Raw genomic sequence first — 12,237 nt, 5'->3', positions numbered from 1 at the left:
GGCTGGGCCTCCGTCGCGCTCCCTGTGACGATCCTGCCCGACTAACCCTCGGCGTCGCCGCCGATGGCATAGTGCTACGCCAGCGAGCGACTCCCTTGAAGGCCATGCCCTTTTAACGTCTTGCGCGGGCGTTCGTTGAGCCGCCTGGCAATGGAGGAAGCCGCCGTGGCCGCCGCCGAGGGCCGCTAAGGGCAGGACGGTTTCCGTTGTCGGGCGGGCATCCGACCGAGACCGGCCAGCAGCGGACATCGACCAGTCAGCGACGTTCACGCAGACGCCACTGCCCAATAGGTACGTGCATTGGTGAACTCGCGGATGCCCGCGGCGGCAAGCTCGCGGCCGTAGCCTGACTTCTTTGTGCCGCCAAACGGCACGCGCGCGTCGGAAGCGGTGATCGCGTTGATGAACGCGGCGCCGCTGGTGATGCCCTTCGCCACCGCCAGCGCCCGCTGGCTCGATCCGGCCCAAACGCTCACCGACAGGCCAAACGGCGTGGCGTTGGCCAGGCGTACGGCGTCAGCGTCGTCCTTAGCCACCGCGATGGCGGCCAGCGGACCAAACGTCTCTTCGTCGAAGGCAGCCATGCCTGGCTGCATATTGCCGAGCACGGTAGGCGCATAGAAATTGCCAGGGCCCTCGATGGCCTTGCCGCCCGCGAGCAGCACTGCGCCGGCTTCCAGCGACCGGCGCACCTGCTGGTCCAGCGCATCGCGCAGGTCAGGACGAGCCAGCGGCCCCATCTGCGTGGCGGACTTGTTGGGATTGCCGACGACAAGTGCCTGCGTGGCCAGTACAAACCGTTCGGTGAATGCCGTGGCGATGCGTTCCGAGACGATAAAACGCTTGGCGCAGACACAGCTTTGTCCGGCGTTATGGAAGCGCGCCTTGACGGCCGCCGCCACGGCCTTGTCGAGATCCGCATCGTCAAGCACGATAAACGCATCGGAGCCGCCCAGTTCCAGCACCGACTTCTTCGATGCCCGACCCGCCGCCGCGCCAACGGCGGCCCCAGCGCGGTTGGACCCTGTCAACGTCACGGCCGCAATACGGTCGTCCTGGATCAGGCCATCGATGACTCGCGGCACTTCGGGTTCGGCGACGACCAGCGTAGTCATGAGATGCTGCGGCAACCCGGCGTCGAGGAACAGCTTCTCCAGCGCCAGCGCACAACCCGTGACATTGGGCGAATGCTTCAGCAGTACACCGTTGCCTGCCGTAATCGCTGGGATCGCGAAGCGCATCACCTGCCACACCGGGAAATTCCAAGGCATCACGGCCAGCACCAGCCCGATCGGTTCGTAGCTGACCCACGCATCAACCCCCTCAATCTCGGCCTTTTCATCGGCGAGAATGCGCGCGGCGTTATCAGCATAGTAAAGCGCGGTGACCGCGGACTTCTCCAGTTCCCCAGCGGCCTCGGTTATCACCTTGCCCATCTCTGCAGCGATCAGCTCCGCAAATGGCGTAGCCTGGCGACGCAGTTCCTCAGCCAGGCGGCGCACCGCCGCAACGCGGTTCCCCAGTGGTTGCCGGCCCCAGGCTGTCGCGGCGGCATGGCCGGCGCTGACCGCCGCTTCAATCTGTTCCGCGGTCCAGCCTTCATAGGTCTTCAGCACGGCGCCCGTACTGGGGTCGTAAGTCGTAATGGTTTGGGTCATGGCTATCCTTCGGGAAGACCGGTGTTTCAAACAAAAACCTGCCCCTGGCGCACCGGGCCATCGCTCCGGTGCGCCAGAGGGTTGATGGACGGCCTAGTCGGCTGCCACGTTTGCCGTCTTCACGACGGCCGACCATCTGGCCGATTCGGCGCGCATGAAGCGGGCAAGATCCTCGGGCGATCCGCCTGCGGGCTCCGCGCCGAGTTGCGCAAGCCGCTGCCTCGTCGCAGGCTCCTTGAGGATTTCATTGACCTGTGTATTGAGGAACTGGATGGCCTGCTTCGGCGTGCCGGCCGGTGCCAGCAGCCCGTACCATGCCGGCGCGTCGAAACCGTTCAGGCCTGCCTCGGCAAAGGTCGGCACATCAGGCAGTTCCGGCAAGCGATGCGTGCCCGTGACGGCGATGGCGCGCAGCTTGCCGCCCTTGAGCTGGGGCAACGCGGATGCCGCGGTATCGAACATCATCTGCACCTGTCCGCCGATCAGGTCGGTCACGGCCGGGCCGCTGCCTTTGTACGGCACGTGGATCATCTCGGCGTGGGTCATGCTGCGGAACAGCTCACCGGCCAGATGCACCGAAGTGCCCTTGCCACCCGATGCAAAGTTCACCTTGCCGGGATTGGCCTTGATGTACCGGATCACACCTTTGAGGTCCTTTTCCGGAAAATCCCTGGTCACGACCAGCACCGTCGGAGACGTTGCGATCTGCACCACGGGCACGAAGTCCTTCTCCGTGTCGTAGCGCAGCTTCTTGTAGACGAACGGATTGATCGACAACGCCACCTGGCCGAACAACAACGTCTGGCCGTCTGGCGCCGCGCGCGCTGCCGCTTCATTGCCGATATTGGTGCCGGCACCGGGGCGGTTGTCGATCAGGAACTGCGCCTTCGTCTTTTCCGACAAGCGCGTGGCGATATATCTCGACACGTTGTCGCTGCCGCCGCCCGGTGCGAACGGCACGATGATGCTGACGGGTTTCGTCGGGTAGTTGCTGTTGGCGCTGGCGCTGCCGATGAACGCCACACTGGCGAGCGTCATCGCCAGCAATGACTTAAATGCGTGCATGCTGTCTCCGGATGTTCTCTTCGGTGGATGGGGCGCGGTGGCAGCCTTGGAGGCACCGCGCCGCTCATAAGGCGGGATTCAGCCCGCGATGATGCTTGCGGCAACGGCCTTGCCGAACGCCGCACAGCCCATGGCGCCGCCAAGGTCCGCCGTGCGCGTAGCAGGATTTGCCAGCACCCGGTCCACGGCGGCGTCGATGGCCCTGGCTGCCGCAACGAAGTTCGGCTTGCCACGGTGCTCACCGAGCCACTGCACGAGCATGGCGACGGACAGGATCATCGACGTCGGATTGGCCTTGTCCTGGCCCTGGATATCTGGGGCCGAACCATGCTGGGCCTGCGCACAGCACAGCGAATCGCCTGCCATGACAGAGCCGCCAAGACCCAGGCTGCCCGATAATTCGCTGGCCAGGTCCGACAGGATGTCGCCATAGAAATTGGTCGCCACGATCACGTCGAAGCGCGACGGGTCCCGCACCAGGTATGCCGTCGATGCATCCACCAGCAGGTCGTCGAGCTTCACTTCGGGGAATTCCGCCGCCACCTTGCGCACTTCGCGCAGGAACAGGCCGTCGGTCATATGGAAGCTGTTGGCCTTGTGGATCGCCGTCACGTGTTTCTTGCGCTTCATCGCCAGTTCGAACGAGCGACGGGCGATGCGCTCCGAGCAATGCGCGGTGATCTTGCGCACCGAGATCGCCATGTCCTTCGACGGCATCATCTCGCCCCAGCCTTCGTACATGTTGCGGTCGGGATAGAAGCCTTCGGTGGCCTCGCGCATGATGACGAGGTCCATGTTCTTTGCGCCCTTGCCCAGGAATTCCCGCGAACGCGACGGCCGCACGTTGGCGTACAGGTCCAGGTCGCAACGGAACGCTGCGGAAATATTGCGGCCGCCCTTGTCCGGCGCCGGATAGTCCGCGTGGGACTGGGTGCCCAGGATCAGGCCGTCATACGATGTAGCTTTCTCCAGCACTTCCTGGCGCAGTGTCGTGCCGTGCTTTTCCAGGCTGGCGAAGCCGACATCCTCATAGTCGAACTGCAGGTCCAGATCAAAGGCCTGGTCGGCCTGCTTCAGGACATCGACGGAGGCAGCAACGATTTCGGGGCCGATGCCGTCGCCCGGGAGAACAAGAATGCGCATGGTGGAAGTCTCTGTTAGGCCTTGGGGGTCTGGTGCTCGGCCGATACGGTCCGGGTTTCGCCGCTATCGACGAGGGTACGGGTGGCGTCGATGGTCGCGTAGATCCACAGGATCTTCATCGGCGCGGTCTTCGACAGGTTGCGGAAGCGGTGCGGCACGTTGGGTGGGATGAATGTGGTATCCAGCGGCTTCAAGCGGTACTCGATCCCGTCGATATCGAGCATGGCCTCACCTTCCACAAGCACAACGCTTTCCTGGCAGTTATGGCTGTGGAACGGAATTTCGACGCCGCCGGCAAACGACGTGTAGCCGGTAATAAGGCTGTCCGAACCGATGGACTTGCCTACCAGCGGAGTCGTGCTGGCGCCGCCGCCACGGTCATAGGCAGGCAATTGGTCGGGCTTGAGCAGCACCGCACCTGAAGGGGTCTTGATCGTCATGGGTAGTTCCTGCTGATTCACTGGTGTGTGGTCAGGCCGCGGCACGGTCAAAGCCGTAGAGCCGGGCCGGGTTGTCAACGAGAATGCCTTGCAGCAACGCGGGGGCGGTCGTCCAGCTCGCCAATTGGTTCAGCGCGCGCCCTGCATCCGTCTTGCGGAAGGGCTCGACCTCATCGAGGTTGCCCGTGCGGCTCGCGGAGCTGCCGGTGTGCGGCCAGTCGGACGCCCACACCAGGCGGTCTGAACGCGCCTGGATCAGCGCCATCGCAAATTCCGCAACGTCGTCGAAATCGGGCGCGTTACGCGACGCGCGATACGGCGCCGACAGCTTTACGTACGCGTTGCCGCGCCTCACCAACTCAACCACGCTGGCGAACGCGGCCTTCTGCTCTTCCTTCTTGTAAGCCTTGATGCCGGCGAAGTGGTCGAGCACCACGGGCACTTCTAGCGCCGCGATATCGACGGACAGTTCGGCGATTACATCGACATCCGCATAGACCTGTACCGCCCAGCCGAGAGGCCCGACCAATCCCTCCGCGCGCTTCAGCTGCTTCAGCGCGAAGCCATGGTCGCGTTGGCCGCTCACCTCTAGGTTGAGGCGGATGCCTCGGACGCCCCGGGCATGCATTGCCTGCAGCGCCGCCGGCGTGCTGGTCTCCAGGTCGATCACTGCCACACCGCGGGCCCGCTCGCCAAGCCGGCCCAACGCGTCGAGCAAGGCCGCGTTGTCGGAACCATAGACGCTGGGCTGTACCAGTACGACGCGATCGATACCGAGGCGCTGCTCAAACGCAACCAGGTCTTCGACGCGGGCCGCAGCCGGCGTGTACGAGCGCCTGGCCGCGAATGGGAAACGCGCGCCGTCGAAGATGTGGACGTGACAATCACAACTGCCGGGCGGCGGCCGAAAAGATGGCGCGCTGACGTGGGAGACGAGATCCGGGTTCACTGAAGATCCTTGTGTGGACACACCAGGTGCGTTAGCCGCCATGGCTTCAAAGAGGGAAAGTCCGCCGATGGCCGCCAGGCCTGCCTGAAGCACTTGTCTGCGATGCACTGCTGTCTCCTGTTGTTGTCGGTGCGCCGCCAAGGGGACGCGATGAATGGCATTTTATAAGCTCAAAGAACCATGTAAAGGGTTTTTTGGATTTACAAAGAACCGCCGTCGACCAACAGCGATCGCCAGCCCTTGCAGCACAAGGCACAGCAGGGGATTTTCATGGTATACCCGATGCCAGCTTGCCTGCCTGCGGAATTTGACGCCGCCCGCCGTCAATGTGCATGGCGTCATCGTTGGCCTTTTGATTTTCCAAAAGTCCAACATAGATGTGATAGCATCCGACAACCGGTTTGAACGCTTCCTCTCATGGCCCGCCAGCTCGCCGACGTCCTCGCGGCAAACATTCATCAGTACATCTCTGCTGCCGGGATGGCGCCGGGTACACGTCTGCCCGAGCGGGCGCTGGCCGAGCAGTTCCGCGTGTCGCGTTCGCCCGTGCGAGAGGCCTTGAGGCGCCTGGCGTCACAGTCAGTGGTTGCGGCGCATCCGGAAGGCGGTTATGCGGTGGCCGAAGGCAGCCTCGTGGTACCGGTGGATGGCCGGGAAGTGGATGGCAGCGAAGGCGACGGCGCAGAGGCCGTCTACTTCAGGATTGCGGAGGAGCGGCTCAATGGAGTATTGCCCGATCGCTTCACCGAAAACGAAATGATGCGCAGGTATGGCATCACGCGTGCGCAACTTGGCGCGATCCTGCGCCGAATGGCGCAGGAGGGATGGGTGGAACGACTGCCCGGCCACGGTTGGATGTTCCTGCCCGTGCTCACGTCCGCCGAGACCTACAAACAGGGCTACCGCTATCGCTTGCTGATTGAAGCCGCCGGCATCCTGGAACCGACCTTCGAGCTCGACCGGGAAGCGCTGTTGCGCTGCCGCGCCGAGCAAGAAGCGCTGGCAAACGGCGGTGTCTACTCCGCCTCCGCAGCCGCGCTGTTCGACGCAAACAGCCGCCTGCATGAAACCATTGCCGCTTGCTCAGGCAACGCGTTTATCCTCGAAGGCCTGCGGCGTCTTGACCGCTTGCGCCGACTCATGGAATACCGCAAGGCAGTAGACCGCGACCAGGCCGAACGGCGCTGCCGCGAACACCTAACGCTGATCGACATGCTGCTGAATGGCCAGCAAGAAGCGGCGGCGGATTTCATGCGCCTGCACCTGCGCAATGCTGTGCGCGAAAAGTCGGATAGCTAGTAGCATCGGTCATTCGGCGGATTCCGGGTCACCCGTGACCTCAATCGCATCATTCGGGGCTTGCAGCTGGAGCTTTTTGCATCTACTGCACGTCACAGCAGGGGTTCTGGTGTTGCGGTCCCTTCCAGGCCAGCCGGCCTTCGGCGGCAAGCTTTCGAAAGGCAAGGAGCGTGCGCATAGGGCGTTGCCTTCGAGCGTGAGGCCCAGTCGATCCCCATACTGAGCGTACCAGCGGAAGCCAGCGGTTACCTGGCCCGGCGCGATGCCGGCGTCATAGACTTCCAGCGGATCAAACTCGATCGGGGCAATCAGCAACGCCGCCTCTGCATCGACGAAGAACTGTTGAGCGGCAGGCAACGCCCAGACCACCCGCCCCTTGGCCTTCGCCTGCATGGCAGGATCGCAGGCGGTCAGCCGTGAAACTCTCCACGTAAGGATTTCGCAGGCCCGACCATTCCGCCAGCGCTGCGATATCGTCCCATTCCTTGCCAACGTGCAGGCAGCGCGCCGCGGGCCCGACGGTCTGCGGCACCTCAGGGAGGTCGTAGCGGATGCCTCGCAGCCGAATGTCGCGCCAGGCCCAGACAGCGAAGGATCTGGCGAGCCCCTTGAGCGTCTGCAGCGCGTCGACCGCAAGCCGCAGGTCCAGAGGTCGCAGTTCGACTTTCGGGCGTTTCACGAACCTAGCCGTTCAATATGTGGACGTCCACACCGCCACCCCGCCGTTACCCGCCACGGTGTTCCCACCACGTCCCATGCAGCTTGCAGGCACGAGGCACCGCTCCGCCGCACCTATCGCGCGCGGCACTTCCCCACTACCAATTCGCATCATTGTTTCCTTTTGACGGGGGAGAACGCGCCGCTTTTGCGACGGGCAAAACCTACCATGGATCGGACCCATAGTCATGGCAGCGCACCAGCCGCTTCGACCGGCGTATCCGTAGCGATCTGCCGAGCGGGTGCCACCGCAAGGCCACCGAGCGTTGCCTGAAACAATAAGAATTACCAGGCTTACCCACCCATGGAGGACGACAATCATGATCCGATCGATCACCCTAGCCACCTTGCTTTCGCTGTCTGCCGGCGTATCGCTCGCCCAGCAGAACTCAACGCCGGTGCGCCTTCTGGTCGGCTTCTCGGCGGGAGGCGCCATCGACTCCGTCGGCCGTGCGCTCGCCGAAAGTCTCCGCGTGACACTGAAGCAGCCGGTCATCGTAGAAAACAAGCCAGGCGCCAACCAGCGCCTGGCACTTGCCGAACTCAAGCGCTCGCCGCCCGATGGCCAGACCCTGGTGCTCGCAAACAGCGCACCGTTCACGATCTTTCCGCACGCCTTCAAGAAGCTCGAATTCGATGCGGTGAAGGACTTCACACCCGTTGGACGGGTGACGACGTACGAACTGTGCGTCGCGGCAGGACCGAAGGCGCCTCCCGGCGGGATCAAGGAAGTCCTGGTGTGGGCGAAAGCTCATCCATCCGAGGCTTCCTATGGCACGTCCGGGCCGGGCAACATCAGCCACTTCCTTGGCGGGATGATCGGCACCGCTAACGGGATGCAGCTTCAGCACGTGCCTTACAAAGGCGGCGCCCCCGCGCTTGTGGACCTGGCCGGGGGACAGATTCCCATGATCATCGATACGATCTATGAACCGATGGAAATGTCCAAGTCCGGCAAGGTACGGATCCTCGCCACAACCGGTGAGAGCCGCAGCCCTTTTCTTCCCAACGTCCCAACGCTACGTGAAGCGGGTATCAATGTCGCCGCTGATGCGTACGTGGCACTGTATGCGCCGGCTGGCCTGCCGGCCGACAAGGTAAAGCGTCTGAACAAGGCACTTGAGGAGGCGATGCGGTCGCATGAGTTGCAAGCGCGTATCAAGCAGTTCGCCATGTCGCCAGCGTTTTCCACGCCGTCGGAACTCGCCAGACTGCAGGCCACTACCGCGGCGAGCTGGGAAGGCCCGATCAAGGCCAGCGGGTTCTCGGCTGATTAGTTTCCGGACCCGTGGCCGTCCAGGAATGTCCGAATGCGGCAGGCATTCGCCAGCGCCTTCGCCCGAGCCCGCGCAGGCTCGGGCTTGTTGCGAACGGCTGTCCCGATTCGGGATGTCGTTGCATTTTCTACCGCCACTTCGCGGCACGTTTGCGCCCGGCGCCAGCTAGCATTCACTTGAGTGAGCCGACCGTGCTCGATCGCATCGGCAACGCGACTTGCGAACGGAAAACCGATGGCTTTTCCGCGCAACATTCATTAGCACATCCAATATAACGACACCGGAGACATGCCTCTTCTCGATCCCCCTCCCTACGCCAATTCAATGGCATTCCGGCAGACGCTGCCGGCGCATGAAGGGCCAGACGTGCCCTTTGCATCCTGAACTCTTCCGAAATCGATGTGATGGAATTCAGAACAACCACCGGCCAGCTCACCACTGGTCGCGGATGGACACGCCACGACACGCTGTGGGTGTTGGGCATCTACGGCAACGCGGTAGGAGGTGGCACGCTGTTCTGGCCCGTCAGCCTAGGGATGACAGGCTTTTGGCCCATGATCATTCTGTCGGTCCTGGCACTGCCGGTCACCTTCTTCCCCTACCTTGCCTTGGGACGCTTCGTGCTGTCCGGCACGACACGCGGCGGACGCGACGGCAACATCTTGGACGCCACGCAGGAACATCTTGGGGACGGTTGGAGCAAGGCACTGACGGCCTTGTATTTTTCGGCGGTCTTCCCGGGCATGACAATCTACACGATCACGCTCACCAATACGATTATTGATTTCGCTTGTACGCAACTGCACCTCGGCGGCATGTCGCGCTGGTATGTCGCGCCCATCAGTACCTTCGTGCTGATGATGATGGTGCGCTACGGCACGACTACCGTGGTGAGGATTATGGGCTATATCGTCCTGCCCTTCATTCTCTGCCTAATCCTGTTCGGCATCATGGCTGCACCACACTGGAACGCCTCGATGCTGGAGACAGCAACCCACTTCGGCGGCGTGTCCGGATTGGCCACGGAAACATGGAAGGGACTGCCGCTCGTGGTTTTTGCCTTCAGCTTTACTTCCATCGTGTCCAGCTTTGTGGTCGCCCAGCGACGCACCTATGGTGTCGAGGCGCCGTACAAGGTCAAGCAGGTCATGCTGGTGGCAGTCATGCTTGCGGTGTCGACCGTGCTGTTCTTCTCGTGGAGCACCATCTTCGCCCTTTCCCCGGCAGAACTGTCCGAGGCGAAGGCGAGCAACCTCACCATCCTGTCGTTCCTCGCACGCAAGTTCGACACTCCGGCGATGGCCATAGCCTCGCAAGCCATCGTGTTCGCCGCAGTGATCAAGTCCTTTCTGGCTCACTATCTTGCAACGGAAGAAAGCGCAAAGAGCTTCAGCCGAAGCCTCTTTGGCACGTCCGAAGCTACGCTGCGCAGTCCGGCATTCACGCGCCTGATAGCGCTGTTCGTTTATGCCGTGACCACGGCATGCGCTATCGCCAACCTGGATGTGCTCAACCTGATCAAGGTCGCCCTGGTTCCCGTCAGCGTCTTCGTGGTGTATTTCCTGCCGCTTTATGCATTCCGCAAGGTCCCTTCCTTGCACCGCTATCAGGGGCGCCCGATGAACCTGCTGATCGCTGCGGTCGGCATCGTATGCCTGGTCAGCGGTATTGGAACGATGATCGCGAAGTTCAGCCATTGAACGTCAAGTTGGTGCCCCCGCCGCTGGGCTAGCCGGCATGCGGCACTCCGTGCTTTTCCAAAGGAAATCAGAAATGCGTGAATTTGAAGTTCCGGGCCGCTCGGTGGCTCTTGGCTCCCAGGGCATGGTGGCCACCTCCAATCCACAGGCCGCGCTTGCCGGCCTGGACGTGCTGCGCTCGGGCGGCAATGCCATCGATGCGGCCATTGCCATCGCTGCCATGCTTGCGGTCGTCGAGCCGACGCAGACTGGTATCGGTGGGGATTGCTTCGTACTGCTGAAGAAGCCGGGGCAGCCGCCCGTCGCCCTGAACGGCGCGGGCTGGGCGCCCAAGGCAATACGCGTCGAAGCGCTGCGAGACGCCGGCATGAGCGCCATCCCCGCGGAGAGCGTGCATGCCGTCACCGTTCCCGGGTCGATCCGCGCGTGGGAGCGGTTGCTGGCCGACTACGGCACCCGCAGCTTCGCGTCGCTGCTGCTACCGGCCATTGCCGCGGCCGAGTCCGGTTACAACGTGACGGAGCGTCTCGCGCGCGACTGGGGGCGACAGACGGCAAAGATGTCGGCCACCCCGGAAGCCAAGGCAGTGTTCCTGGCAGACGGCAGTGCACCGCGGGTCGGGGACCGGCGGTCCAACCCCCGACTTGGCAAGGCCTTGCGAGCGATTGCCGCTGAGGGTGCCGATGCATTCTACGAAGGCTGGATCGCCGAAGACATCGTTGCCGCATTGAGGAGCCGGGGCAGTGCCATGTCGCTCGACGATTTTGCCGACTACCAACCGGAGTATGTGACGCCCATCTCGGCGGAATACCGCGGATACCAACTGTGGGAATGCCCGCCGAGCGGCCAAGGCATCGTCGCGCTGCAAATTGCATCGATGCTCAACCAGTTCCCACTGCACGAACTAGACCCGTTGAGCGCGGAGCGTTTTCACTTGCAGGCAGAGGTGTCCCGCGTGGCCTATGCCCAGCGCGATGCAATGCTGTGCGACCCCGCGTTCCACCCCGTCGATATCGACCGCCTGCTGTCCGCCCAGCATATTGCCGGACTGCTGGCGCAAGTCAATCCTGACCGCCGGATCTGCGACCGCCTGCCCGCGGACATGCCGGAGCACAAGGACACGGTCTTCATCTCCGTTGCGGATGCCGACGGCACTTTGGTGGCATTCATCAACTCCCTGTTCGACGACTTCGGCAGCGGCCTGGTCGCCCCCGGGTCCGGTGTACTGCTGCACAACCGCGGATGCGGCTTCGTGCTCGAGCCAGGCCATCCCAACGTGATTGCCAGCCGCAAGCGTCCGATGCACACCATCATCCCGGCGTTGCTGACAAAGGACGATGAGGCGGTCCTCTCGTTCGGCTGTACCGGGGGCCACTTCCAGCCTGCCGGCCAACTCCAGGTGCTGTCTAACATCCTGGACTATGGCATGTCAGTTCAGCAGGCGATCGAGCATCCCCGCATGTTCGCCAGGGGCGATAGCCTCGAACTGGAACAAACCGTGCCCCCATCGGTGTGGGAAGGCCTACGTCGCCGCGGTCACCGTCCCACCCGAACGGAAAATCCCCTCGGCACCTGCCATGCGATCTGGACCGATCGCCAGCGCGGCGTGCTGATGGGCGGCTCTGACGGCCGGCGCGACGGACTCGCGATCGGCTATTGAAGCGCTGGCCATCCCGCTTGCATGCTTGTCATAGCGGCACGGATTCCGCGCCAGAGAGAGACACCGCGCACAAGACCGCCCGTCACGCCCGACGACGCCCGCGCTTTCGAACCTGGTCTGCGGCAGCGACGATCCGCCGTCCAGCAATGCATCGACTCCCCCCGACGACGACGGTCACCCCGCAGTCGTCGTCCATTTGGCGTCATTGTCGCCGTTGATCCGTATGTCCTTGCCGGGGATCTCATCCAGACCTGATTCACGCTTGTTTTGATGGGCTGGCGTATTGCTACGCATCTCGCGTCCTATGTTTGCTGCGTGCGATCAGCTTA

10 protein-coding genes are annotated in these 12,237 nt (G+C 63.0%); 4 read left to right on the top strand and 6 right to left on the bottom strand.

Translation table 11 applies throughout. The annotated features are described in order from the left end of the window. Positions 1–266: 266 nt before the first annotated feature. The 5 genes from AC3FMM_RS00635 to AC3FMM_RS00615 all read right to left on the bottom strand — a co-directional run bounded on the left by AC3FMM_RS00635 (position 267) and on the right by AC3FMM_RS00615 (position 5,255). Positions 267–1,658 carry an aldehyde dehydrogenase family protein gene (locus AC3FMM_RS00635; protein ID WP_115712078.1) on the bottom strand — a complete coding sequence of 464 codons (1,392 nt, stop codon included), beginning with the start codon at positions 1,656–1,658 and terminating at the stop codon, positions 267–269. A 93-nt stretch (positions 1,659–1,751) separates the two neighbouring features. Beyond that, positions 1,752–2,723 (bottom strand): Bug family tripartite tricarboxylate transporter substrate binding protein, encoded by a 972-nt coding sequence (locus AC3FMM_RS00630; protein ID WP_026164250.1) that lies wholly within the window; start codon positions 2,721–2,723, stop codon positions 1,752–1,754. A 78-nt stretch (positions 2,724–2,801) separates the two neighbouring features. Beyond that, positions 2,802–3,866 carry an isocitrate/isopropylmalate dehydrogenase family protein gene (locus AC3FMM_RS00625; protein ID WP_488685960.1) on the bottom strand — a complete coding sequence of 355 codons (1,065 nt, stop codon included), beginning with the start codon at positions 3,864–3,866 and terminating at the stop codon, positions 2,802–2,804. Between the two features lie 14 nt (positions 3,867–3,880). Continuing rightward, the gene (locus AC3FMM_RS00620) at positions 3,881–4,306 is read right to left on the bottom strand and encodes a cupin domain-containing protein (RefSeq protein ID WP_488685959.1); all 426 of its coding nucleotides are present in this window, start codon (positions 4,304–4,306) and stop codon (positions 3,881–3,883) included. 31 nt (positions 4,307–4,337) lie between these two features. Next, complete coding sequence (locus AC3FMM_RS00615) at positions 4,338–5,255, bottom strand: amidohydrolase family protein (RefSeq protein ID WP_488685958.1); 918 nt, start codon at positions 5,253–5,255, stop codon at positions 4,338–4,340. A 417-nt stretch (positions 5,256–5,672) separates the two neighbouring features. On the opposite strand from AC3FMM_RS00615, the gene AC3FMM_RS00610 reads away from it, so the two are divergent. After that, positions 5,673–6,554, top strand: coding sequence for a GntR family transcriptional regulator (locus AC3FMM_RS00610; RefSeq protein WP_025583043.1), 882 nt, complete (start codon positions 5,673–5,675; stop codon positions 6,552–6,554). A 9-nt stretch (positions 6,555–6,563) separates the two neighbouring features. On the opposite strand, the gene AC3FMM_RS00605 is transcribed toward AC3FMM_RS00610, so the two are convergent. Next, on the bottom strand, positions 6,564–6,947 hold the full coding sequence (locus tag AC3FMM_RS00605) for a hypothetical protein (protein ID WP_198036056.1): 384 nt from the start codon (positions 6,945–6,947) through the stop codon (positions 6,564–6,566). Positions 6,948–7,591: 644 nt separating this feature from the next. On the opposite strand from AC3FMM_RS00605, the gene AC3FMM_RS00600 reads away from it, so the two are divergent. From AC3FMM_RS00600 to ggt, 3 genes are all read left to right on the top strand, one after another. Then, positions 7,592–8,548 carry a Bug family tripartite tricarboxylate transporter substrate binding protein gene (locus tag AC3FMM_RS00600; protein ID WP_025583039.1) on the top strand — a complete coding sequence of 319 codons (957 nt, stop codon included), beginning with the start codon at positions 7,592–7,594 and terminating at the stop codon, positions 8,546–8,548. A gap of 404 nt (positions 8,549–8,952) precedes the next feature. Then, entirely contained in the window at positions 8,953–10,248 is a 1,296-nt protein-coding gene (locus AC3FMM_RS00595; RefSeq protein WP_488685957.1) for an SLC5/6 family protein, read from the top strand. 73 nt (positions 10,249–10,321) lie between these two features. Then, on the top strand, positions 10,322–11,908 hold the full coding sequence (ggt, locus tag AC3FMM_RS00590) for a gamma-glutamyltransferase (protein WP_488685956.1): 1,587 nt from the start codon (positions 10,322–10,324) through the stop codon (positions 11,906–11,908). The last annotated feature ends 329 nt before the right edge of the window (positions 11,909–12,237 follow it).

This window comes from Cupriavidus sp. 207A1 (assembly GCF_057798955.1).
This window is presented reverse-complemented; position numbering and strand designations above follow the sequence as displayed.